The sequence below is a fragment of the Nostoc sp. FACHB-892 genome, assembly GCF_014698795.1.
Classification (GTDB): domain Bacteria; phylum Cyanobacteriota; class Cyanobacteriia; order Cyanobacteriales; family Nostocaceae; genus Nostoc.
This window is the reverse complement of sequence record NZ_JACJTR010000002.1, coordinates 376,863-399,624: the sequence shown is the minus strand read 5'-3', so window position 1 is coordinate 399,624 and position 22,762 is coordinate 376,863. Positions and strand designations below refer to the sequence as shown.

The 22,762-nt window shown below is 42.7% G+C and carries 22 protein-coding genes, 1 tRNA gene and 1 pseudogene; 10 read left to right on the top strand and 14 right to left on the bottom strand.

Going from position 1 to position 22,762, the window contains the following annotated elements; genetic code table 11:
- Positions 1-594: 594 nt before the first annotated feature.
- Positions 595-1,134, top strand: a complete 540-nt coding sequence (locus H6G96_RS04465; protein ID WP_012410728.1) for a DUF3172 domain-containing protein — start codon at positions 595-597, stop codon at positions 1,132-1,134.
- Positions 1,135-1,224: 90 nt separating this feature from the next.
- On the opposite strand, the gene H6G96_RS04460 is transcribed toward H6G96_RS04465, so the two are convergent.
- From H6G96_RS04460 to hisF, 6 genes are all read right to left on the bottom strand, one after another.
- On the bottom strand, positions 1,225-2,058 hold the full coding sequence (locus tag H6G96_RS04460; RefSeq protein WP_190910319.1) for an AMIN domain-containing protein: 834 nt from the start codon (positions 2,056-2,058) through the stop codon (positions 1,225-1,227).
- A gap of 554 nt (positions 2,059-2,612) precedes the next feature.
- Positions 2,613-3,047, bottom strand: coding sequence for a hypothetical protein (locus H6G96_RS04455; protein WP_190910318.1), 435 nt, complete (start codon positions 3,045-3,047; stop codon positions 2,613-2,615).
- Between the two features lie 127 nt (positions 3,048-3,174).
- Positions 3,175-3,900 (bottom strand): GDSL-type esterase/lipase family protein, encoded by a 726-nt coding sequence (locus tag H6G96_RS04450; protein WP_190910317.1) that lies wholly within the window; start codon positions 3,898-3,900, stop codon positions 3,175-3,177.
- A 364-nt stretch (positions 3,901-4,264) separates the two neighbouring features.
- A tRNA-Ala gene (locus H6G96_RS04445) sits at positions 4,265-4,337 on the bottom strand.
- 94 nt (positions 4,338-4,431) lie between these two features.
- Positions 4,432-4,626: a hypothetical protein gene (locus H6G96_RS04440; RefSeq protein ID WP_100901219.1), complete on the bottom strand. Its 195-nt coding sequence runs from the start codon at positions 4,624-4,626 to the stop codon at positions 4,432-4,434.
- Positions 4,627-4,725: 99 nt separating this feature from the next.
- Positions 4,726-5,499 (bottom strand): imidazole glycerol phosphate synthase subunit HisF, encoded by a 774-nt coding sequence (hisF, locus tag H6G96_RS04435; protein ID WP_190910316.1) that lies wholly within the window; start codon positions 5,497-5,499, stop codon positions 4,726-4,728.
- Positions 5,500-5,727: 228 nt separating this feature from the next.
- Between hisF and ruvB the strand changes: the two genes are divergently transcribed.
- Together ruvB and H6G96_RS04425 are read left to right on the top strand one after the other, a co-directional pair.
- Complete coding sequence (gene ruvB, locus H6G96_RS04430) at positions 5,728-6,828, top strand: Holliday junction branch migration DNA helicase RuvB (protein WP_190910315.1); 1,101 nt, start codon at positions 5,728-5,730, stop codon at positions 6,826-6,828.
- Positions 6,829-6,977: 149 nt separating this feature from the next.
- Positions 6,978-7,781: a tetratricopeptide repeat protein gene (locus tag H6G96_RS04425; RefSeq protein WP_190910314.1), complete on the top strand. Its 804-nt coding sequence runs from the start codon at positions 6,978-6,980 to the stop codon at positions 7,779-7,781.
- Positions 7,782-7,839: 58 nt separating this feature from the next.
- On the opposite strand, the gene H6G96_RS04420 is transcribed toward H6G96_RS04425, so the two are convergent.
- Both H6G96_RS04420 and H6G96_RS04415 read right to left on the bottom strand, forming a co-directional pair.
- Entirely contained in the window at positions 7,840-9,228 is a 1,389-nt protein-coding gene (locus tag H6G96_RS04420; RefSeq protein ID WP_190910313.1) for a cytochrome P450, read from the bottom strand.
- An 82-nt stretch (positions 9,229-9,310) separates the two neighbouring features.
- Positions 9,311-10,114: a TIGR01548 family HAD-type hydrolase gene (locus H6G96_RS04415; protein ID WP_190910312.1), complete on the bottom strand. Its 804-nt coding sequence runs from the start codon at positions 10,112-10,114 to the stop codon at positions 9,311-9,313.
- A 261-nt stretch (positions 10,115-10,375) separates the two neighbouring features.
- Here H6G96_RS04415 and H6G96_RS04410 point away from each other — a divergent pair, with 261 nt between their 5' ends.
- Complete coding sequence (locus H6G96_RS04410; protein ID WP_069071048.1) at positions 10,376-10,675, top strand: 30S ribosomal protein PSRP-3; 300 nt, start codon at positions 10,376-10,378, stop codon at positions 10,673-10,675.
- Positions 10,676-10,685: 10 nt separating this feature from the next.
- On the opposite strand, the gene H6G96_RS04405 is transcribed toward H6G96_RS04410, so the two are convergent.
- The 4 genes from H6G96_RS04405 to atpD form a co-directional block, all read right to left on the bottom strand.
- Positions 10,686-11,180 (bottom strand): hypothetical protein, encoded by a 495-nt coding sequence (locus tag H6G96_RS04405; RefSeq protein WP_242063163.1) that lies wholly within the window; start codon positions 11,178-11,180, stop codon positions 10,686-10,688.
- A 109-nt stretch (positions 11,181-11,289) separates the two neighbouring features.
- A complete protein-coding gene (locus tag H6G96_RS04400) occupies positions 11,290-11,562 on the bottom strand; it encodes a hypothetical protein (protein WP_190910311.1) in 273 nt (90 codons plus the stop codon).
- Positions 11,563-11,596: 34 nt separating this feature from the next.
- A complete protein-coding gene (gene atpC / locus H6G96_RS04395; RefSeq protein ID WP_190910310.1) occupies positions 11,597-12,010 on the bottom strand; it encodes an ATP synthase F1 subunit epsilon in 414 nt (137 codons plus the stop codon).
- 88 nt (positions 12,011-12,098) lie between these two features.
- On the bottom strand, positions 12,099-13,547 hold the full coding sequence (atpD, locus tag H6G96_RS04390; protein WP_118167550.1) for a F0F1 ATP synthase subunit beta: 1,449 nt from the start codon (positions 13,545-13,547) through the stop codon (positions 12,099-12,101).
- A 589-nt stretch (positions 13,548-14,136) separates the two neighbouring features.
- On the opposite strand from atpD, the gene H6G96_RS04385 reads away from it, so the two are divergent.
- Together H6G96_RS04385 and H6G96_RS04380 are read left to right on the top strand one after the other, a co-directional pair.
- Positions 14,137-14,385, top strand: coding sequence for a hypothetical protein (locus H6G96_RS04385; RefSeq protein WP_190910309.1), 249 nt, complete (start codon positions 14,137-14,139; stop codon positions 14,383-14,385).
- A gap of 605 nt (positions 14,386-14,990) precedes the next feature.
- A complete protein-coding gene (locus H6G96_RS04380) occupies positions 14,991-15,815 on the top strand; it encodes a SirB1 family protein (protein WP_190910308.1) in 825 nt (274 codons plus the stop codon).
- 58 nt (positions 15,816-15,873) lie between these two features.
- On the opposite strand, the gene H6G96_RS04375 is transcribed toward H6G96_RS04380, so the two are convergent.
- Positions 15,874-16,314: an SRPBCC family protein gene (locus tag H6G96_RS04375; protein ID WP_190910307.1), complete on the bottom strand. Its 441-nt coding sequence runs from the start codon at positions 16,312-16,314 to the stop codon at positions 15,874-15,876.
- 255 nt (positions 16,315-16,569) lie between these two features.
- On the opposite strand from H6G96_RS04375, the gene H6G96_RS04370 reads away from it, so the two are divergent.
- Positions 16,570-18,222 (top strand): mechanosensitive ion channel, encoded by a 1,653-nt coding sequence (locus tag H6G96_RS04370; RefSeq protein WP_190910306.1) that lies wholly within the window; start codon positions 16,570-16,572, stop codon positions 18,220-18,222.
- Positions 18,223-18,462: 240 nt separating this feature from the next.
- A pseudogene (locus H6G96_RS04365) lies at positions 18,463-19,290 on the top strand (DUF4351 domain-containing protein).
- A 138-nt stretch (positions 19,291-19,428) separates the two neighbouring features.
- Here the strand turns inward: H6G96_RS04365 and H6G96_RS04360 are convergent.
- A complete protein-coding gene (locus H6G96_RS04360) occupies positions 19,429-20,910 on the bottom strand; it encodes a GTP-binding protein (protein ID WP_190910305.1) in 1,482 nt (493 codons plus the stop codon).
- Between the two features lie 217 nt (positions 20,911-21,127).
- On the opposite strand from H6G96_RS04360, the gene tpiA reads away from it, so the two are divergent.
- Together tpiA and folP are read left to right on the top strand one after the other, a co-directional pair.
- The gene (gene tpiA / locus H6G96_RS04355; protein ID WP_190910371.1) at positions 21,128-21,859 is read left to right on the top strand and encodes a triose-phosphate isomerase; all 732 of its coding nucleotides are present in this window, start codon (positions 21,128-21,130) and stop codon (positions 21,857-21,859) included.
- 52 nt (positions 21,860-21,911) lie between these two features.
- Positions 21,912-22,760, top strand: coding sequence for a dihydropteroate synthase (gene folP, locus H6G96_RS04350; RefSeq protein ID WP_190910304.1), 849 nt, complete (start codon positions 21,912-21,914; stop codon positions 22,758-22,760).
- The last annotated feature ends 2 nt before the right edge of the window (positions 22,761-22,762 follow it).

Genomic DNA, 22,762 nt, shown 5'->3' with positions numbered 1-22,762 from the left:
GGTAAGCAAAATATCTAAGAAGAATACGAAAAATTTGTCTTGGAAAGTTATAAGCACAGGTTTCCTCCACTCAGACTTTCCGCAAAATTACGAATAAAAAGCTAGATAATCCAAGCATTCTGACTGCATCATTTGTGAAAATTGAATTAAGCCAATCTATGATAAACATCAAAAATATGCTATTATTGGTTAATAAAATATCGAGCTTTAAAGAGAGTTACTTTGTGATTTCCATGTGAAGCACAAAGCCAATAACAGTACCCTAAATTGGCAAATAAATAAAAATACTCACCAATTCTTTAAGATGGAAACAATAACCGATAAGGTTGAAATTCTGTCCATATATCTAGATAAGTTTTTATAGCGGTTCTTGGTTGAGTGGGGTACAAGAACTGCACCCCTAATCCCCTCCCTGCAAGCGAGGAGTTTGCTCTGATGTATCTCATGTGATTATAAAGCGTTATATTTTTATCATTTAAGAACAATACTGCCCTCAAACTTGCAGACAATTACAGTCAAGAATAGGCATACTGAAAGAGGGAGAAAACTTTAGACCACTCCCTGCCAAATCGGCGTGAAGGTGATTAAGCAACAATGAGACGTAAACCCACTGGTAGATCGGCTACTACTTCTAAACCCTCTATTTTTCAATCCCCAATGTTTAACCTCTTCACCATTGCAATTATGGGAGGGGTGTTGATTTTGGGAATTGGGATTGGCATTGCTTTTAGTTCTACAACTACGTTGGCCCCATCAAATGTGGCTTCTCGTGAATTCATTGATACCAAAGCACCAAACCCGGAAATTTGTGTGCAGTATGGAGCCAGCGCAATGGTGATGGACGCTAGACTGTTCGTTACTCTCAACCCTTTTAATGTTTATGTTGCCCAGCCGAGTATGCGTCCTGGATGCGTAATCAGACAAAATAACTGGGCGCTTTTAGAGAACCGTAAGCTGGTGACATCCGATCAGGTAAGAGATTGCAAAAATCGCCTGAATACCTTTGGATTCACAGGTAACTTGGACAGTGGCCAACCTGATATTAGGTGTATATATCAAAATGAAGCTGCTCAAAACTTCTTTACGGCTCAACCAGGAGCAGTTGGAACACCTCAGGAAACTGATAGATTTTAGATTTGGGAATGGGGAATGGGGCATTGGGCATTGGGCATTAGTTATTCTTCTCCTCCTGCTTCCCCTGCTCCCTCATCCCCCCACTCCCCACTATTTATTTTTAGGAAGGGGTTGACCAAACTCTATCACCTGGGGATTGGGAGCATTGCGGATTGTTGGAACTGGGAATTCCGACATACCGAAAGGAGGAATGTTATTCAAGTTACCGGGTTGATTTGGGAAAGACGGAGGGGGAAGAATCAGACTAGGTTGTTGAGAGGATATATTAGGAGTTAGGGGAGGAACAGTGACAAAAGGCTGTCCTGAGTTAGTAGTAATTGTTGAGGGCAGTTCATTGGATGGAGGCGGAACTGTGAGTAAGGGTAGTTGTGGATTAGTAGTGGTTATCGGTGGGTTACTAGGCGGCTTTTGGGGTGTTTGAGGTTGTTTCTTGGGTGAAGGTTGGGACTTTCCTGGTTTCACGGCAGTAGTTTTACCAGAAATAACCGGACGAAACACCCAACGAGTAGAGTTTTTTGGGAAAACGGGTTGCAGTTGTACCTTTTTAGGATTAAAAACAGTTCCTGGTGCTAAGTCTAGGACAATGCGTGTGTCGTTCTCGTTCAATTGAGAAACGCGAATAGTTTTAATTGCTCCAGAATAATTTTGTTGTGTTGTAACTTTGCCCAACTTAGTATTCGGTAAATCTACAACAAGCCGAGAGGGTTCGGTAAGGTAGAAATAACGAGGGGTTGTGCCTGCTGAGAGGGTGATTTCGAGTTGCTGTGTTTTGGGGGAAAAACGCCAATTATCTAGCTTTGCCACTGGTGTAGCAGCAGTAGTGCAAGTTTCGAGGGCGATCGCTGCACAAAAACCTAATAGACTGATGCTAAATAGCTGCTTGCGCCATTGGTAGAATTGCCTAGTCTTTAATCCCTGATTCATTCTTTTTATTTGCTCCATGAAACCCATACAATGCGCTCACATTGCTGTTTAATTCGCCCTTCCAATCCCTACTCTCCAATCCCTAATTCAATTATCTTTTTCGGGCGAAGAATATTACAAAGGATTGATCTGCCAACTTTTCCACATAAATTTAACTGTTGATTTCTGAAGATGCCTGCCAGAGAGTGCTTTTCGTCAGTATCGGCGTTAGCGTTTGCCGATAATACAAAGGTATTTAAGTAAATATCGGATTGTTAAATGTTTAACGTCAGATTATCCGATTTTTCCCAGTTCGGCAAATTATCGGGATGGGGTTATATCATGTCTGCTTGATTAATTATTAAACCCAGAAAACCCCACCCCGCCAAAGCTACGCTTTGTATCCCCTCCCCGCAAGCGAGGAGGGGTATAATAATTGTGGTTAGCATAACTAATTATGTGGGCATAATCTTAGACGATACCAACCGTTAATTGGAGGAGGAACCTTGAGTTGGATGGCTAATTGATGCCCCTACTAGGTGAAAACAAATTGAATATTTGAAGGGTTTGAGGTTTTACAAGCATTCCCCACCGCGAAAACGCCAACGGGGAAAGATAATTCGCATCAAACTTTGTGAACTAATAAAAACTGCTAGCCACACGACGCTATAGTGCAATAAAAAAACTACTAACGGTAGTTCTTCTTTAGGTAAAGGTATTGGTAAAAAGCCAAACAGTTTTATTCCGCAGAATACAAATACTAATTCCCATATACCAGCTAAAAGTTGATAAGCTGCTGGCCAATCCCTGTCCCATCGGAATTTTTGAAGATAGTTATAAAGTACATCCCAACCTAAGCCAAGGATGGCGACATAACCAAGTATCCAAAAATAAACTGAGTTAGTGCTAGAACCAATCAAACCCATTGCAAAAGGCAAAGACACAATTACACCCACCGTCGCAAGTAATAATAATCGAGTTTGCCAACGACCAAATAAAGTTGGTGTCATAAAAGTACTGAATATAAAATAGGGAAAAGATGGATTTAAAAATTCAGCACTATTGTAGTGCTTTTTGTAAGGATGGGAGATAGGAGAATATTAGGTTAGCCCTAAAGACATTAAGATATTTATCTAATTACGATCCCTTAAGGTGGTAATCAAATTTAGAATGGTAAGTTGCGATCGCATCCCAATTGATCACATCTTCTAACAAAGCTTGATAACCTAGTGTATTGGGATGAAGACCATCTTCACTCAAGCGTTTAAGCCGCCAATTTTCACCGCGTTCCATCCATTGCTCAAAAATATCTAAATAGGGAATCTGCCGTTTGGTACAAGCAATTCGAGTTGCTTCTTTGTAGCGGTACTGATCGGCATGATTATAGTAAAAACAATCTAAAAATGGCATCTTGGCTTCATCCACTGGCACCATGCCCACAAATAACACAGGACATAGTTGCTGTGCTAAATCTAGCAGAGAAGCAATTTCTTTTTCAAACAATGTAAAATCTGTGTAACTTCGACCATCGGGACGCGCCAACCGCGCTGAGTCATTCACGCCTACTGATAAAATAATCAAGTCGGGGACACGATTTCGCAGTTCACCCCGGTGGCGGAACTCAACTTCTAGCCGTTGGGCTACTTGTTGCGTGCGATCGCCTCTTACCCCTAAATTATAAAGAACATGACCCGCACTATCTGGCAACATCCACCATCGCCGTAGTTGCTCGATCCAGCCTCCCTTTTCCGGATCGCCGAATCCATAAATTAAGCTGTCCCCCAGCGCGACAATTTTCATTGGCTGAAAGTGATTTGGTGGTACAGACAGCTGCATTGAGGAAGAAGCTAGAAATGTGTGCATTTAAGAACTATATTTTATATCTTTACAAGATTCTATACATTTCTATACCATAGATGCCTATATTTTAAGATCCAAGCATCTATGGTTTTAGTTATTAATATGGTTGCAAAGTTAATATTGTCGAAACCGCAAAGGATACAGAGGAAGAAGGAGCGATCGCACAAATCATTGATACTGATGAGTATGAAGTTGAAGAAGTGCTATGAGATTGGTTAGAGTTCTTACAGCAACCACAAATTGCCCCATAAAACCCTTACAGTCTCTATCACTCCAACTTTCCAAACTAGCTAGGTAGACAGAAAATAAAACTCTCTTAACATTTTCAAAGCCTTTCCGCTAATGGGAAGGCTTTGTGCTTCAAGAATGGAGCTAAGCGGATTCGAACCGCTGACCCCCTCAATGCCATTGAGGTGCGCTACCAACTGCGCTATAACCCCTTAAAATCCATTATACATAATCGCTTAATTGTTACTACCTTGTCAAGCTTTTTTTGGAAACTAAATTTTTAATATTTTCTCTACCACTCAGCATTCACAACGACACTTGTAACAAATAGGTCATACAGTGCCCCATCAAGAAGTAAACTACTAACATGGCAGCAGCAGCCAGAGCAACCAATGTACCAGCCAACATTAAAGAAAATTCTTTACTCTCGTAGGCTCTTTCCATTAAGTGCAGCGACCACGCTACCAAGGCTACATCAAAAAGTAATATAGGAAGCAACATATTTTTTAATATTTGTTAATACTTATAAAATAATATTAACACCCTTTTCAGGAAGTGTAGCTAACCCTAGATAGATGTCATTAAACAGTAAATTGTGGTTTAAGATAATGTTCTTACTGGTACATTGCGATCGCGCAAATAATTTTTGATTTCTGCTACGCTTAATTGTCCGTAATGTAACAGGGATGCGAGTAATGCTGCTTCAGCTTTGCCTTCAGTTAAGGCTGTGTAGATATGTTCACAATTACCTGCACCACCAGAAGCAATGACTGGAATTTCTACAGCATCGGCAATTGCCCGTGTGATCTCGATGTCATACCCGGCTTGGGTTCCATCAGCATCCATACTTGTGACTAGCAGTTCACCGGCCCCCCGTTTTTCAACATCTTGTGCCCAAAGTAGAGCATCTAAGCCTGTATTTTCTCTGCCACCCCGCACATACACATCCCAACCTGGATTCTCCGGGTTATTTCTGCGTCTGGCATCAATAGCAACAACTATGCACTGATTACCAAAGCGATCGCTTGCCCGATTAATCAAGTCTGGATCACGCACCGCCGCAGAATTAATACTAACCTTATCTGCGCCTGCTCGTAACAAAGCTTTAACATTTTCTAAGGATTGGATGCCACCACCCACAGTCAATGGAATAAAGACCTGTTCAGCAGTCCGGTAGACCACATCTAAAATAGTAGCTCGGTCTTCATGAGTAGCTGTAATATCCAGAAATACTAACTCATCAGCACCGGCTTCGTTGTAAACCTTTGCCAGCTCTACCGGATCGCCTGCATCTTGGAGATTTACAAAGTTAACTCCTTTTACAACCCGTCCCGCCTTCACATCTAAGCACGGTAAGATTCTTTTAGATAACATAATAACTTTTGTACTTCTGGGTAATTGACCGGAATTTAAATTTTAAATTGGCGCGGGTATTTCCAAACGAAAATTTTCACGCGCATGGGGCATTGGGATTAGGAAAGAGGTGACAGGGTAAAGGTTATAGAGAATAATCTGTACCCTGTCACCTGTAACCTATTCCCTTCTTTACTCCCCACTCCCCACTCCCCACTCCCTAGTCCCTTAAAAGTAGATAGCTGAATTATGGCGATAATCTCCTCGAAAAAACAGCCTCCAGAACCCAACGGAGAACCAAAGCAGCGTCGAGAGTCGGCGAGGACACCTTCTACAGAAAATATTTTGCAGCCTGAAGCTGCTATTGATGAACAAGAACAGCAGGAAGAGGGTATTCGACCGCACCGATTTGCTGATTACATTGGGCAAAAAGATTTAAAGGATGTGCTAGATATTGCCATCAAAGCAGCCAAGTCTCGTGGTGAGGTGTTGGATCACTTGCTGCTGTATGGGCCGCCGGGATTGGGCAAAACTACAATGGCAATGATTTTAGCATCGGAAATGGGGGTAAATTACAAAATTACCAGTGCGCCAGCCCTAGAACGTCCACGGGATATTGTTGGGCTACTGGTGAACATGAAACCAGGAGATATTTTATTTGTGGATGAAATTCATCGCCTCTCACGGATGACAGAGGAAATTCTCTATCCAGCGATGGAAGATTATCGCTTAGATATTACTATTGGTAAGGGTTCTAGCGCTCGGATTAGAAGTTTGCCTCTGTCAAAGTTTACCTTAGTGGGTGCTACAACCCGTGTCGGTGCTTTAACTTCACCACTGCGCGATCGCTTCGGTTTGATTCAAAAACTCCGATTTTACGAAGTAGACGAACTGACTCAAATTGTATTGCGAACCGCTCAATTACTCAAAACCCCTATTACAGAAGATGGTGCCACAGAAATTGCCCGTCGTTCACGCGGAACGCCACGAATTGCTAATAGATTACTTAAGCGAGTCCGTGATTATGCGGAAGTAAAGTTGTCTGGAGAGATTAATGAAAGCATTGCATCTGAGGCATTGCAACTATTCCAAGTAGATCCATGCGGTTTAGATTGGACAGACCGTCAGATGCTAAGTGTGTTAATTGAACAATTTAATGGTGGGCCAGTAGGGTTAGAAACAATGGCAGCAGCGACGGGTGAAGATACCCAAACAATTGAAGAGGTATATGAACCTTACCTCATGCAGATTGGGTATTTAACTCGGACTCATCGTGGAAGAATGGCGACAAAGGCTGCATATAAGCATTTAGGATTCACGCCGCCTAATGAACAATTGTCATTATTGTAATTATGAAGAGTGGGGAGTAGGGAGTGGGGAATGGTTAATGGGCATTGGGTATGGTTATTGGCCTTGTTCCCCTTATCTCCCCGTCTTCCCCCACTCCCTACTCCCTATTCCCTACTCCCCATCTTCAAGATAGACACAGGTAAACCTAGATGATTAAGTTGATTGGTATTTTTCTCAGTTTGTTACTTGTGTTTAGCTGGGGTACTCCAGTCATGGCACAATCTCAACCGCCCATTACTGAAGAACAGTTAAAACAAGGCGATGAGTGGGCAAATCAAGCGTTTACAGCGACGAATCAAGGTGATTTTGCGACGGCTGAAACTTACTGGACAAAGATTATTGAGCAATTTCCCACTAATGCAGGGGCGTGGAGTAACCGGGGAAATTCACGGGTGAGTCAGAACAAATTACAAGAGGCGCTGGCAGATTATAACAAAGCTATAGAACTAGCACCGAATGTCACCGATCCATATTTAAATCGGGGTGCGGCGTTGGAAGGGTTAGGAAAATGGGACGATGCGATCGCAGATTACAATCATGTCTTAGAACTCGATCCTAACGATGCGATGGCGTATAACAATCGGGGAAATGCCAAAACAGGTTTAGGAAAATGGGAAGATGCGATCGCAGACTACAAAAAATCTAACGAGATAGCCCCAAATTTTGCCTTCGCCCGTGCTAACTATGCTCTTGCTCTCTACGAAACTGGTCAAAAAGAGCAAGCAATCCGCGAAATGCGAAATATTGCCCGTAAATACTCCAAGTTTGCTGATGTTCGTGCCGCCCTTACAGCTGCATATTGGGTAAATGGAGAACAAGGTGAAGCCGAAAGCAACTGGGTAGCAGCTTATGGACTTGATAGCCGCTATAAAGATATCGACTGGGTAAAAAATATTCGCCGTTGGCCTCCCAGCCTAGTTACAGCTTTGGATAAATTCTTGAAAATCCAGTAATTAACAGGTAAATAAAAGGGGAAGCGAAGCGATCGCTCCCACCTGATTCTGATACTTTTTACACTAAGTTAGTCTCAAGAACTCGCTGATTTTGCTGAGGCTTTCCAGTTACCACCATTGGTACACCACCGCCTGGTGCTAATAGGAAGCTTTTGCGAACTGGCAGTACTGGCTGTGTATCAGCTAGTTTCATTTGCCAATCAGATAGTATAGTTGCCAATACTAGTTTCATTTCAAACAGGGCAAATGCCATGCCAATACAGCGACGATTACCACCACCAAAGGGCAAATATTCAGATGGAGTAAATTGGCGTTCTAGAAAACGATCCGGCTGAAACTGCTTTGAATTGGGGTATAAATCTTCTCGATGATGGCTCAAATAAATACAAGGAACTAATATAGTACCAGAGTCAAATTTGTAGCCTGCAATTTCTAGAGGTGATTTGACCAATCGATTTAATCCCAACATCGCCACCGGATACAGACGCATTGTTTCTGAACAAACCGCATTCAAATAGGGTAATCGGAAAATAGCGTTTGGGTCTTTGTTATCACCCAGGCTATCCAGTTCTTGCAACAGTTTTTCACGGACTTCAGGCTGATGATGAATCCAGTACAGCGCCCATGCCAAAGAACTAGCCGTAGTTTCATGACCTGCAACCAACAAAGTCATCAATTCATCACGTAATTCTAAGTCTGTCATCGGCTCACCTGCTTCATCACGAGCCGCCATCATTAAAGACAGAATATCACTTCGAGACTCGTCAGCAAGCGATCGCCTCTCTTGTATTTCAGCATAGATGAGATCATCCATTTCCTGCCGCAAACGTAGATAACTTCCCCAAGGACTGCGAGGCCCTAAATCCTGCCGTAATAATGGGAACAAGAGGAATATTGCCCGCAAAATAGGTCTTTTTGGATTCAGGATAGCAATCAGGATTTCTTTGAGTTTTTCATAACGAAGTCCCTCCTTTAGACCAAATACAGCCTTCAAAATCACTTGAAAGGAGATTTCTTGCATGGATGACAAGACTGTAAAGGTTTCCCCCACTGGCCACTCACTAGTTACTTGCTTGGCGATCTCACTAATTAAATCACCATAAGCCTGCATTCTTTCCCCATGTAAAGGAGGTGTCAGCAGTTTACGCTGGCGCTGGTGAGGTTTTCCTTCTAAGGATAGTAAAGAATTTGGCCCCAATAAAGGCGTTCCTGAACCTGCTGCTGCACCAGAATCTAACTGTTTGGGATCTGTGGTAAAAATCTGCTGAATCGCCTGGGGATTACTAATGAATACTTGCGGAGTAAAAACAGGGCCAATCCGAATAGTGAAGATATCACCATAGCGTTTAGCACAGTCTTCCATGTATTCTAAGGGATTAGTTAGCCACTGATACGTCTGTACCCAAGGGTGAGTTTGAGGACCGTTAGGCAGTTTAAGCGCAGACATTTTTATTAATCTCCCAATGATTAAAGCAAGATTGTTATCAGCCAGTCATGCACCCCTAGCTTGATTAATCTTAGACCACAGATCAAGCAAATGAACTTACCAATTCTTGAATCTGCTTCGGAGTCAATTCTTGCACATTACGCAAAACTACTACTGCTCCTGCTGCTATTAGTGTCTCACTGTATGCATCACTACGCGCTGCTGTTTCCTGCACATGGGGTGGTAAAACGCCTACACCAAGCCAAGTGCAAGAAGAATCTAGACCCCGTGCTTTCTCAACGGTATACATATCTGCTACCGTATCTCCTACGTATACGATCGCTAATTTTTGCTCAATTCCATTATCTAACTCACGAACTGTAGCGAAAAGTCCAGTGGGGTCAGGTTTACCTGGTGCATCTTCCATCGCAATCACCACCGGAGATTCCAAACCCAGGCGTTTTTCTAATACATAGTTGGCGGAAGCACGAGTTGCACCGCTAAAAAATCCCCACGCAATCCCGGCTTGGGTAAGTTGTTCTAAATAGCTAGGTTGTAATAATAAGGGTTCATTACAGATATACCCTGTAAAATTATTTGGATCTGAGCCTCGGTAACGCGATTGAAAAAAAGCAACGATCGCACTGTAATCTAGTTGCAGTTGTTCTCGGCTCTGTCCTTGGGTTTCAAAGTAGCGGTAAATTAATTCCTCTGATGCTTCCCAATCGTTATTCCACACACCTTCAGACTTGAGTTGGTCAATATCTAGTGGGGTTGGACGATATGCTTGGGTGGTAAAATATTCTACGGTATCTGCGATCGCCCGACGATAGGAACCGCTAACATCGCGCACAACGCCATCAATATCAAAAACAATGATCGCTTTTGCAGAAGTTGGTTGAGTCATGAGGTAAGAAGCAAAAGAGTTTTACATCATCATAAAACGTGAGATTATGACTCAGGTAAAAATCTTGCTCATACAAATCTGAACCAGATGTGGTGGTTTGAGATTAGGGCAGTTGGGCAGTCATAAGCATTTGTAGTTAGCGCCGACTACACCTTATGCTAGTCCAATCCAATCACTGTTTGGTCATTTGATAGGGTATTGCGTTAAAATAAGCGATCGCTATCCTAGTTCAGTAATGCCCGGAGATTCCCGGAGGTGTGATTGACAAAGTTTATTTTGAAAATTCTGTGGTTAGACGAAAACGTTGCTCTAGCAGTCGATCAAATTGTCGGCAAAGGCACAAGTCCCTTGACTAAGTACTTCTTTTGGCCCAGAAATGATGCCTGGGAAGAGTTAAAAAAAGAATTAGAGTCCAAACATTGGATTACTGACGTGGATCGTGTCGAGTTGCTTAATAAAGCAACAGAAGTGATTAACTACTGGCAAGAGGAAGGCAGAAACCGTCCAATGGCAGAAGCTCAATTGAAATTTCCAGAAGTTGCCTTCACAGGTAGCGCCTGATATTACAAAATTAGCTATTGTGCTGTTCTACAAGCTGCCACAGTTTGATAGTCTTGTCCCGGCTGCCACTTGCAATTAATTGTGTAACTTTGCTCACAGCAACAGCAGATACTGAGTCTACATGACCAGAGAGAGTAACAATCTCTTCTGCTGTGCTTACCCTCCAAAGTTTAACTGTTTTGTCCCAACTTGCACTCAGGAGCGTTTTGCCATCGGCGGTGAAAGCCACAGCCACCACAGACCAGGAATGGCCTACAAGTGTGCTAATTAGCTGACCAGTGTTTACCTCCCACAATTTAATAGTGTTATCATCACTACCCGTCGCCAAAATTTTCCCATTAGGACTAAAAGCGACTGTCAAAACCGCCCATGCATGACCCAAAAGGGTGCCTAACAAGCTACAGCATGGGCGGTTTTCAATAGGAGGCAAGGGGGAAGCGAGCAAAAGGAAAGCGGGAATGTCCTCCGCCCCTTGTGAGTGGTCTTTTAACTCAGCACTATTCATATCCCCCTGCTTCCTGCTTGCTGCTTTTCTGCCTCTTTCTAATGCAGGTATCTGCCACAAACGAATTGTTCTGTTATGACTAGCGCTGGCTAAAAGCTTTCCTTGGGGACTAAATACTACTGAATTTACCGACGAAATCCCCTTTTTTTGTAATTAGGGATCTACGAATGATATTTTGGGGTTTAATATCGCGGTGGATGATGTTGCGATCGCTAATAAATTGAAAAACTGGCAACAAATCTTCTAACAGTTGCCAAATCTGAGTTTTATAGAATCCCTTTTTACCAATCTGCTTGATTAAACGATAACGTTGTAAAAGTAAAATTCCCCTACCTACAAGGTGGGCAAGTTCTTCTTCATAAATACTTTGTAGGTTGGACATTGCCCAACCTACAAACTTGAAATAGAAAGTTAAATTAGACCAAACCACCAGCCGCTTGAAACCGAGCGCGGGCGCGTTTGAAGGCTTGAGTTGCCTGGATTTGGGCTTGGCGATCCTCTGCTGACACTTGACTTAGACGCGCTTCTGCTTGGTTGTAAGCAGTACGGGCTTCATCAAGGTTAATTTTGTCGCCACGTTCAGCGCCATTAACCAGAATTGTCACTTCATTTTCTTCGACTTCGGCAAAGCCGCCCAAAAGAGCGATCGCTTCCCAATTCTGATTTTTCGCGCCGCGAACTCGCATTACACCAGTATCTAGAGCGGTCAAAAGTGGTGCGTGTCCAGTTAAGATACCTAGTTGACCAGTGGTGCTAGGCAAAACTACTTCTTCAGCTGGGGCATCCCAGACTGTTTTATCTGGGGAAATTACACGAACGGTTAATGTCATTTGTCTTTTGTCCTTTGTCCTGTGTCTTTTGCAATTTGCCATTAGCCATTAGCAGTTGAACTAATGACTAATGACTAATGACTAATGACTAACCTTTGATTTTTTCAGCTTTAGCGATCGCTTCGTTAATATCGCCAACCAAATAGAAAGCCTGTTCTGGCAGAGCATCCAACTCACCAGACAGAATTTTTTGGAAGCCTTTGATGGTATCTTCCAACTTCACATACTTACCAGGAGAACCGGTAAATACTTCTGCTACAAAGAACGGCTGAGACAAGAAGCGCTCAACTTTCCGCGCCCGCGCCACGATTAGACGGTCTTCTTCAGACAATTCATCCAAACCGAGAATGGCGATAATGTCTTGGAGTTCTTTATAACGTTGCAGAGTTGATTGCACCGCACGGGCAGTATTGTAGTGTTCTTCACCTACAATATTTGGTTGAAGCATGGTGGAAGTGGAACCAAGGGGGTCAACTGCGGGATAAATTCCCTTAGCTGCCAAACCGCGAGACAGTACTGTGGTTCCGTCCAAGTGGGCGAAGGTGGTAGCAGGTGCGGGGTCGGTGAGGTCATCCGCAGGTACGTACACTGCCTGAATGGAGGTAATGGAACCCTCTGTTGTCGAGGTAATCCGCTCTTGCAGTTCACCTACGTCGGTTCCCAATGTGGGCTGATATCCTACCGCAGAAGGCATCCGTCCCAATAGCGCGGATACTTCAGAACCTGCTTGCACAAACCGGAAGATGTTGTCAATAAACAGCAACACATCCTGCTTGTTCACATCCCGGAAGTACTCTGCTACTGTTAATCCCGAAAGACCAACCCGCATTCTAGCTCCGGGTGGTTCGTTCATTTGACCGTAAACTAGAGCAATTTTTGATTCGTTGAGGTTCTCGTTATTGATAACCCCAGATTCAATCATTTCGTTGTAGAGGTCATTGCCTTCACGGGTGCGTTCACCCACGCCAGCAAATACGGATACTCCACCATGCTGGGTAGCAATGTTGTTGATCAATTCCATCATGATCACGGTTTTACCAACACCAGCACCGCCGAATAGACCAATCTTACCGCCGCGTCGATAGGGAGTCAGAAGGTCAACAACTTTAATCCCAGTCTCGAACACGGAAGGTTTGGTTTCCAGGTCGGTGAATTTGGGAGCAGAGCGGTGGATGGGTAAACTTGCCTCAGCATTTACTGGGCCCCTGTTATCCACAGGTTCGCCAAGGACGTTGAAAATCCTGCCCAAAGTGGCTTTACCAACTGGCACGGTAATGGGAGCGCCTGTATCGGTGACTTCAAAACCGCGCACTAAGCCTTCAGTGGAACTCATCGCAACAGTCCGCACTTGGTTGTCGCCCAGCAGTTGCTGTACTTCAACAGTGATGTTGATTTCCTGTCCACTTTCGTTGGTGCCAACGATTTTCAAAGCGTTGTAGATTTGTGGCAATTTCCCGCCGGGAAATTTAACGTCTACAACTGGGCCAATGATTTGGGTAATGTAGCCAATGTTTGTTTTTTCTGCGGTTGTGACCATGCTGCGCCTAATGATTGAAGCTATATTTCAGATCCGGTCGGAGAAGACATAAAATTAAGGAATGTCACCTTTCAGATTAGCACTGAACGACCCTACTCTACGCCATAAATTGATCCTTAAGACTGGGGCTTAGGGAGCAAAATTAAGGTAAGTTTTAGCATAGGGAGTGGAGAAGACTGAAAATCAATACTGCTGTTGCTGTGTTAGGATGTTGCAGACGCGGCAGTGTTTAAAGTCAGTTAGGAATAATTTTAGGCTTTATATCATGTCAGCATCATTTAGTTATGCTAATCACACTCATTACGCCTCATACGCAAGTTGCTCCTGAGGCACGCCTGTGGTGGACAGGTTTTCCAGTATCCAGCAAGTAGTGTTGTTTCCGTATTGGCTCCCCTTAATTCCCTAAGAGCAAGCTTTTAGAAGAGTATTATGTTGGCAATGGGAGGCGATCGCCTGATAGTTTTTTCTACAAAACAATGAATCCTAATAGGTTTGGGAACCCACACCATCAAGGTCAGTCAAATCTATGTAATAAATGTCAATAGTGCATAGATATCTATGTTTAGGTAGGATTTTGAAGGAACCCTTTATGACTTCTGAAGATAGTGATCTAAAACTTCGTTTCAGTACTAAAGTTATCTATCGATTTCTTGGGGGTGCGGCGCTTGGTGCTTTTGTGGTAATCATTCCTATCTCCTATGGGTCATCCATAGATTTGAACTTAGTTCAAGTAGGCATTGCATCGTTGCTGATTATATCCTGTGGGCTACTAGCAAGCGTTTGGGGTGAAAAATTTATTGACGCGGTGATGCAGGTATTAAATTCCTCTGCTCTTTAAGCCTTGCTACTTAACATGCTCGAGAAAAAGACTATCATAAAACCGGGAGGATTCTAATGGAGAAGTTTGTAAGTAGCTTGATCACGGTTGAAAAATCTATTCAGATAGTTACTTTAGTTGGGGTAGTTATTTTCTTAGGATACTTGGGATTTACAAGCTATCAAACTAATCGAACACCTTCTGTTCCATCCATTTCACCAACAATACAGAAATAAAAACGGCTTGCTTTTGTTTTGTTGAGACATTGGCAGTATTCAAATCTAGGGGTCAAATATTTGACCAGAAAATTTGTTTTAAATACCTTCATAAAAAAATTAAATAATTAATAGATAAAAAAGATTTAATTCTTGCCTAGTTTATAGAACCTAGCTATGCAGAAATCTACCGCTTTGTCAAAAGACATTATGTAAAATATTACAAGCTATGAAAATTAGCGAATGGATACATGAAAAGTACTAACCTTTTGCAAGATGTCTATTAGCCCAAAAGTTAGATAAACTTTATAAAAATAGGTATAGGAAACTGTTTTTAGTTCATCCAAGCCGCGATGGGTGCTTTGAATCTAATTGCGTCTTCATCCTCACACTTCCACCGAGCAAAACCTTATGAATTTCTCGTCGGCGCGACAATACTTTTACCAGGAGATTCAACAGTCTGACGAGGACATTGATTTAGCAAAGGCGGCTTTGTATATTGCACAAGAAGAATATCCCAAGCTAGATGCAGAGGAATATCTCAACGCTCTTGACACAATGGCATCAGAGCTTCAAGAACGCCTACCTGATTCACGATATCCTTTGCGGATAGTTCAAAGTATTAATCAATATCTGTACAAAGATTTAAAGTTTTCTGGTAATAAAATTGACTATTATGATCCTCGCAACAGCTTTTTCAATGATGTAATTGACCGACGGCTGGGGATTCCTATTAGCTTGGCGTTAGTTTACTTGGAGGTTGCCAAACGGATTGATTTTCCAATGGTGGGCGTGGGGATGCCAGGACATTTCCTAATCCGCCCGGATATTGAAGATATAGAGATTTTTGTCGATGCTTTCAATGGTGGTGAAATAATATTTACCCAAGATTGCGAAGAACGCCTGTCTCAGCTTTATCAGCAACCTGTAACGCTACAACCAGAATTTTTAGCTGTAGTCAGTAATCGGCAATTTTTAGCACGGATGCTGACAAATTTAAAATTTATTTACCTCAAACAGCAAGAGTTAGAAAAGACGCTGGCAGCAGTTGAACGAATTTTGTTGCTGTTTCCTGATTTAACTTTAGAATTACGCGATCGCGGTTTGATCTCTTATCAACTTGGTTACTATCCCCAAGCCATAGACGACTTTCAAAAATATTTAGCAAAAGTTCCTGATGCCGACGATGCATCTGTAATTCGGCGGCTACTTACTGAATTGGGTAAGGATAGGTAGGGAGTAAGGGGAGCAGGGGGAGCAGGGGGAGCAAGAAGAACCAATGCCCAATTACGAATTACAAATTTTCTGCAACTCGTTTGAGGCGACGCAGTTGGGCTTGCATATCTTCTTGTGTCCAAGATGCGGCAAAGGTGTTAAAACCCCAACTAACTAAAGGGTTAGGGATATCGTACTCAAAACGGTTGAGTAGGAGCGTTCCCTTTTCTGTGGGTTGACATTCCCAGCGATCGCGCCCTTGAAAAAATCCCTCAAATCCCCAGATTATCAAACCCGGTTGTCGTTCTACAACTACGCTGTTCAACGTGGGTTTTAGTAGAGGAATTTGAATAATAAAACGACTTTGGCTGCCTACATCGGTACTCCAAGTGTCGCCCACAGGTTCGCAACGGAGGACGGGATTCAGCCAACGGTGCATCAAGGCTAGATCAGTAATACAGCACTCCACTACCGTAGCTGTAGCATTAATTTGAATCGATTGTTCCAAAACTTGGGACATTCTACATTTTTTATGCTGTTGCTGCACTTAGAATAACCCAAAATCAAGCACTTTCAGCAGATTAGTTGGGCATGGGGTATCTGGCAACAAAAAAGGGTAAATAACAAACAAAATGAGTTTACGGGTAATTTGCTGGTAAATTGATAGGCAAAATACTAGTAAACTTACTGGGGCGCAAAATTATTCAAATCTAAGCACCTCATAAGTATGCCAGTGTTTTTGACGAAACACTTAAAACCTTAATACCGGAAAACCATGAACACAACTTGGCAGGGAATAACCCAGTTGATAGATATTGGTTTATCGATGAGGGGACAGCAATTTTTGGCACAATCGCCCAGCTTGCAACAGGTTCAACCAGCAGTGAACCAAGGAATCGCTGATGTGCAAAGTATTGTTCAACAGTTGATTTTGTTTACACCCCGTCTGCTAGGGGCAGTAGCAATTTTGTTAGTAGGTTGGCTAATTGCAGCGATCGCAGCAGCAGTGACGCGAGGAATCCTTAATCGCACAAACATTGATAACCGTATTGCCGCAGGGATAACAGGCCGTCAAGATGTTCCCCAAGTGGAGAAATTTATCTCCAGCATAGTCTTTTGGAGCATTCTTTTGTTGACGGCAGTAGCTGTTTTACAGACATTGGATCTGGAGATAGCATCTCGGCCCCTTAATAATTTTCTCAATCAACTTATTGGCTTTTTGCCGAAGTTGGTTGGTGCTGGAATTATTTTGCTAACCGCTTGGTTCTTGGCGACCATTGTGAAGATTATCACTATTCGTTCATTACAGGCATTTAACTTGGATGAGCGTTTGAATCCAGAACCAGCAGACAGCGCACCCAGCCTTAATCAATTGTCTCTGAGTGAAACAATTGGCAATGCTCTGTATTGGTTTATATTTTTATTGTTCCTTGCCCCAGTTTTGGATACTCTCGAACTAAGGCAGGCTCTACAACCAGTACAAGCTCTAATTACAGAAATTCTGCTAATTCTGCCGAACATTTTAGCAGCGATATTAATTGCTGTCGTTGGCTGGTTCATAGCTAATGTGGTGCGGCGGATTGTGACGAACTTGCTGGCGACAACTGGTATTGACCATTTAGGTAGTCGGTTGGGATTATCTTCCACTGCGGGGGTGCAACCTCTATCGAGTATTATCGGCACGATTGTCTATGTTTTGATTTTGATTCCTGTAGCGATCGCAGCCCTCAATGCCTTGCAAATTAATGCGATATCTGTGCCGGCGATCGCAATGCTGCAACAAATTCTCAACGCGCTACCTGCCATCTTTACAGCCGTTGCAATTTGGATTGTTGCCTATTTCGTGGGGCGCTTTGTCGGGGATCTAGTTACAAGTATCCTCACCAATTTAGGCTTTAATAACATTTTCACTATATTGGGTCTGAGAAGACCCAGTAGACGAATCGAAATTTCAACAGAACCAACAGTTGAACCTACTCCAACCCGCACTCCATCGGAAATTGCAGGCATTGTTGCTTTAGTGGGTATCATGCTGTTTGCAACAGTGGCGGCGGTAAATATCCTGAATATTCCAGCCCTGACAGCATTAGTATCTGGTATCGTGGTTATATTCGGGCGGATTTTAGCGGGATTGATAATATTTGCTATTGGCTTATTCCTGGCAAATCTGGCTTTTAACATTATTACCAGTTCCGGCGATCGCCAGGCACAAATTTTAGGTCAAGTAGCGCGGATTTCCATCATTGTTTTAGTCTCTGCAATGGCGCTGCAACAGATTGGAGTTGCCAGTGATATTGTGAATTTAGCCTTTGGACTTTTACTAGGTGCGATCGCAGTTGCTATTGCCCTAGCCTTTGGCCTTGGAGGGCGCGATATTGCCCGTGAGCAAGTTCAAGAATGGTTAAACTCTTTCAAAGGTAGAAATTAAAAGTTGATGAAAGTGCAGCCGTAAGCATCAGTAGTGGAGAAAATCTATCAGCAATTTTGCCTAAAAGGTTGAAAGTTATAGTTTAGAAGCTCGGAATTTGAGCGTAGGGCTTGAAATTTCAAATTCTAAAGCTCAAGTTCCGAGTTCAGAGATTAAAAAAAATGTGCCCAAATCAAGCTGTGGCGCGCAATAGCCCGTTGCAGACATCGCCTCTAAAATAATCAAATCAGGCACACATAGATGGCAGAATATGACAACCTTTCTAAAATACTTGTAGAAAAATATCCTCGTGATTTTATCCGTTGGTTATTAAATCAAGAACCGCGAACAATTGAAATCTTAAAAACCGAATTGAGCATCGAACCGATACGTGCTGATTCAGTGACATTTTTACAAACAGAGAATCGGATCTTACATTTAGAATTCCAAACCACAGTCAAATCCCAAAAACCAATTTCTCTGCGGATGCTAGATTACTATGTCCGATTGACACGGAAATATCAAGTTCCTGTTACGCAAATAGTGATTTTCTTGCAAGAAACAAGTGACGAAATCGCTTTTACCGAAGAATATGTCAGTGAAGTCACAACCCACCGTTATCGAGTTATCCGAATGTGGGAGCAAGATTCGGCAATATTTCTTGGCAATGTGGCGTTATTACCTTTAGCACCATTAACGCAAACAGATTCAGCTCAAGTATTGTTATCGTAGGTTACCGAAGAAATTGCTAAAATTCTAGATATCGAGACTAGACAAAATACTGCTGCTTACACGGAGATTTTAGCAGGGTTGAAGTTTGAGAAAGATTTTATTCGTCAATTATTGCGGGAAGATATTATGCAAGAATCAGTAATTTATCAGGATATTTTGCAGAAGGGAGAACAAAAAGAAGCTTTACGCTTTTTAAATCGTCAGTTAAATCGGCGGTTTGGAGAAATCGATTCATCAATATTTGAGAGAATTCGAGTTTTATCTACTGAACAATTGGAACAATTAGGAGAAGAATTTTTAGATTTTTCAAATGTATCTGATTTAGTTGCTTGGCTTGAAAAAAATACAAGCATTTGAAGTAATTCGTAATTACAAATTATTTAAAGCAAGCTTACATACAACGTCTCTGAACATGAAAAATAAGTGGTGTGGGTTTGGAGGATTTTCTAGGGATTAACATGGCTAACCTAACCTGATTAACTCCACGTCTATGCATCACTTTCTGAGTTTTACCTTGTACAGCAATTCATCTTTAATACGGTTGAGAATTGAAGTCTCATCCAGGTTTGCCAAAATCCGATTAATCACTGCTTTCGGTCCATCAGGCCCCCAAGTCGCGCCATTGGCTAAATAAACTTTGGTAACTTGTCCAATACCGTAAGAAGAAACACCAGCTACCCCTGCTTGTGTGATTGCCACTGATATATAAGGGCCAAGGGCAACACCTGCGGTAGCTGTTGCAGAGATACCAAGTACAGTTTTTAATCCACTCAAGCCTAAATTTGCTAACAATTCACTTGCACCGATTCCGCCCATGCTGAGGGCGATTTTTTGTAACAGTTGTACGGCCCCGGCTTCAGTCATAGAGAAGCCATAGAGTTTAGATAAACCCAAAATCAGAGCAATATCAATTACCACACTACTCAAAATATCTACCACAGTTACGGGATTAAGTGCGATCGCTAATGCCTTGGTCATCACAGCCTTCCAAATCAACTGATCGGCATTCTGTTCCCGAATCATCAGTTTTCGCTCTACCAAATGCTCATTTACAACATCGGCATAAAGCATAGTATTAAGAGCAACTAAGGCTTTACCCTCACGATGCAGAATCTCCAAGATTTTTAGCTTCAGTTCCTCGACTTGGGCATTACCTGTACGCAACTGTATGCCCCTAGTACCATCAGGACGACGAATTGCGGTCTTTACCAATGGCGATGCCGCAGCCATAACAATTTCTAGAGGGGTGAGTAATTCCCGCACCCTTTCATCGCGAATTTTGTGATAAATTGCCATCCGGTCTGCTTCTGGATACTGGTCTACTTTGTTAAATACCAGGATGATCGGTTTACCTGCTTCCCGCAACTGAGAAAGAGCGGCGTGTTCTAGCTTTGTCATATCGCCAGATATCACAAACAGAATCAAATCCGCTTGTTTTGCAATCTGTTCAGCTAACGCAGCACGGGTTGCACCATCTACCTCGTCTAACCCAGGAGTGTCAATTAATTCCACCTGAGATTGACCTACGCCAGGAAGAGTAACTCGCAAAGCACGTTCAGTTTCTCCAATCGCTTCCTCACTAATACTCCAATTAACTCTTTGTGCAGCACGAGTGACACCATGCAGCGGCCCAGTTTCAAATACTGTTTGCCCAACCAAAGAATTGAGTAGAGAAGACTTACCACGTCCCACCATACCAAAAGCCGCAATCTGCACCACCATGCGGTCTAACTTCCCCAGCATGGTTTCCAAATCAGCAATTTCCGTCTCCAATCCGGTTTTTTCTTGGGGGGTGAGGTCGAGATTGGTAACCAAGTTTCGCAGCGCCGTTTGTGCTTGTTTATAATTCAATTCCGTCTGAATATCTTCAAAACTGAAAATGGCACTATCCAGTTCTTCCTCCCAGCTAAGAGAATTTGCGTCAGTGTTGGCGGAATCGCTTTGATGAGGTTCAGGTACGGGCAATGTCGAAGTCATATTAATTTTAGATTTTAGTTTTTAGATTTTAGATACACCTCATTTACTATCCTAGTTATTTTTACAAGCGGTTTGGCGAGATAACGACGCAGACAAAGGGAATAAGTATGTCCCATGCCCAATGCCCAATACCCAATTCATAGACTAATGACTAACAAAAAGTCATAAACTGAAAAATGCATCTAAATAAATCGTTAGGATCTTGACTAAATTACCTGTGCGGAAAATCGTTATTGCCGGCAACTGGAAAATGTACAAAACCCAGGCAGAAACCCAAGAGTTTCTCCGAGGATTTCTGCCCCACTTAGAGGAAACCCCCCAAGGGCGAGAAGTGATATTGTGCCCTCCTTTCACTGATTTAAGTGTTTTGTCCAAGACTTTGCACGGTAGCCTCATCCAACTGGGGGCACAAAATATCCATTGGGAAGAATATGGAGCCTATACAGGTGAGATTTCTGGGCCAATGCTGACAGAAAGTGGTGTGCGCTTTGTAATTGTCGGTCATAGCGAACGACGACAATACTTTGGTGAAACGGACGCAACCGTTAATCTGCGCCTCCGAACTGCTCAAAGGTTTGGTTTGACCCCAATTCTCTGTGTTGGCGAAAGTAAACAACAACGAGATGCGGGAGAAACTGAATCACTGATTGCTCTCCAACTCGACAAAGGCTTACTAGATATTGATCAAAGTAATTTGGTGATTGCCTATGAACCGATTTGGGCGATTGGCACTGGTGAAACTTGTGAAGCAGTGGAAGCTAATCGAATTATTGGCTTAATTCGTAGCCAGTTAAGTAATTCAAATGTATCAATTCAATATGGTGGCTCAGTTAAGCCAAATAATATTGATGAGATCATGGCTCAACCAGAAATTGATGGTGTTCTCGTGGGAGGTGCAAGTCTGGAACCTGAGAGTTTTGCTAGAATTGTGAATTTTAAGTCAGTGTAATGTGTTTTTTTCTCGTTCCCATGCAGAGCATGGGAATGCCTAATGTAGATTTATGCCAAGTAACTTGATAATTCGGGGACGCTGTTTCGAGTGGGGACAGCGAACTTATTTGATGGGGATTTTGAATGTAACGCCTGATAGCTTTAGTGATGGGGGTGAGTTTAACACTACCTCTGCTGCTTTAGTACAGGCGCAAGCCCTGGTAGCTGCTGGTGCTGACATTATCGATGTAGGCGGTCAATCAACTCGACCAGGGGCAAAGCAAATAACTCTGGCGGAGGAACTTGACCGGGTTTTATCGGTGTTACAGGTGTTAAGACCAAAAATTTCAGTCCCGATTTCTGTAGATACTACCCGTGCTACTGTAGCCAAGGCATCTGTACAAGCTGGAGCGGATATGATTAATGATATTTCTGGCGGCACTTTTGACTCAGAAATGTTACCAACAGTTGCAGAGTTAGGTGTGCCGATTATTTTAATGCACATCCGGGGAACACCACAGACAATGCAACAACAAACTGATTATCAAGATTTGCTCACAGAGATTTATAGTTTTTTGGCTCGGCAAATTGAGGTAGCAACGACTGCGGGCATAGACCTGAATAAAATTATTATTGACCCTGGTATTGGTTTTGCTAAGAACTATGAGCAAAATTTAGAAATTTTTCGCCGCTTGCGATCGCTCTCACAACTCAACTGCCCTATCTTGGTAGGAGCATCCCGTAAAAGTTTCATTGGTCGCATTTTAAATCAACCAGATCCAAAAGCACGAGCTTGGGGAACGGCAGCAGCTTGTTGTGCTGCTATTTTTAATGGCGCTGATATCCTCCGAGTTCACGATGTTCAAGAAATGCATGATGTTTCACTAGTAGCCGATGCGCTACTGAGACAACCTACATAGCG

What these genes read in the sequence shown, in the direction of transcription:
- H6G96_RS04465 (WP_012410728.1), top strand. Translation starts at nt 595, where the DNA reads ATGAGACGTAAACCCACTGGTAGATCGGCTACTACTTCTAAACCCTCT.
- H6G96_RS04460 (WP_190910319.1), bottom strand. Translation starts at nt 2,058, where the DNA reads ATGAATCAGGGATTAAAGACTAGGCAATTCTACCAATGGCGCAAGCAG.
- H6G96_RS04455 (WP_190910318.1), bottom strand. Translation starts at nt 3,047, where the DNA reads ATGACACCAACTTTATTTGGTCGTTGGCAAACTCGATTATTATTACTT.
- H6G96_RS04450 (WP_190910317.1), bottom strand. Translation starts at nt 3,900, where the DNA reads ATGCACACATTTCTAGCTTCTTCCTCAATGCAGCTGTCTGTACCACCA.
- H6G96_RS04440 (WP_100901219.1), bottom strand. Translation starts at nt 4,626, where the DNA reads ATGTTGCTTCCTATATTACTTTTTGATGTAGCCTTGGTAGCGTGGTCG.
- hisF (WP_190910316.1), bottom strand. Translation starts at nt 5,499, where the DNA reads ATGTTATCTAAAAGAATCTTACCGTGCTTAGATGTGAAGGCGGGACGG.
- ruvB (WP_190910315.1), top strand. Translation starts at nt 5,728, where the DNA reads ATGGCGATAATCTCCTCGAAAAAACAGCCTCCAGAACCCAACGGAGAA.
- H6G96_RS04425 (WP_190910314.1), top strand. Translation starts at nt 6,978, where the DNA reads ATGATTAAGTTGATTGGTATTTTTCTCAGTTTGTTACTTGTGTTTAGC.
- H6G96_RS04420 (WP_190910313.1), bottom strand. Translation starts at nt 9,228, where the DNA reads ATGTCTGCGCTTAAACTGCCTAACGGTCCTCAAACTCACCCTTGGGTA.
- H6G96_RS04415 (WP_190910312.1), bottom strand. Translation starts at nt 10,114, where the DNA reads ATGACTCAACCAACTTCTGCAAAAGCGATCATTGTTTTTGATATTGAT.
- H6G96_RS04405 (WP_242063163.1), bottom strand. Translation starts at nt 11,180, where the DNA reads ATGAATAGTGCTGAGTTAAAAGACCACTCACAAGGGGCGGAGGACATT.
- H6G96_RS04400 (WP_190910311.1), bottom strand. Translation starts at nt 11,562, where the DNA reads ATGTCCAACCTACAAAGTATTTATGAAGAAGAACTTGCCCACCTTGTA.
- atpC (WP_190910310.1), bottom strand. Translation starts at nt 12,010, where the DNA reads ATGACATTAACCGTTCGTGTAATTTCCCCAGATAAAACAGTCTGGGAT.
- atpD (WP_118167550.1), bottom strand. Translation starts at nt 13,547, where the DNA reads ATGGTCACAACCGCAGAAAAAACAAACATTGGCTACATTACCCAAATC.
- H6G96_RS04385 (WP_190910309.1), top strand. Translation starts at nt 14,137, where the DNA reads ATGACTTCTGAAGATAGTGATCTAAAACTTCGTTTCAGTACTAAAGTT.
- H6G96_RS04380 (WP_190910308.1), top strand. Translation starts at nt 14,991, where the DNA reads ATGAATTTCTCGTCGGCGCGACAATACTTTTACCAGGAGATTCAACAG.
- H6G96_RS04375 (WP_190910307.1), bottom strand. Translation starts at nt 16,314, where the DNA reads ATGTCCCAAGTTTTGGAACAATCGATTCAAATTAATGCTACAGCTACG.
- H6G96_RS04370 (WP_190910306.1), top strand. Translation starts at nt 16,570, where the DNA reads ATGAACACAACTTGGCAGGGAATAACCCAGTTGATAGATATTGGTTTA.
- H6G96_RS04360 (WP_190910305.1), bottom strand. Translation starts at nt 20,910, where the DNA reads ATGACTTCGACATTGCCCGTACCTGAACCTCATCAAAGCGATTCCGCC.
- folP (WP_190910304.1), top strand. Translation starts at nt 21,912, where the DNA reads ATGCCAAGTAACTTGATAATTCGGGGACGCTGTTTCGAGTGGGGACAG.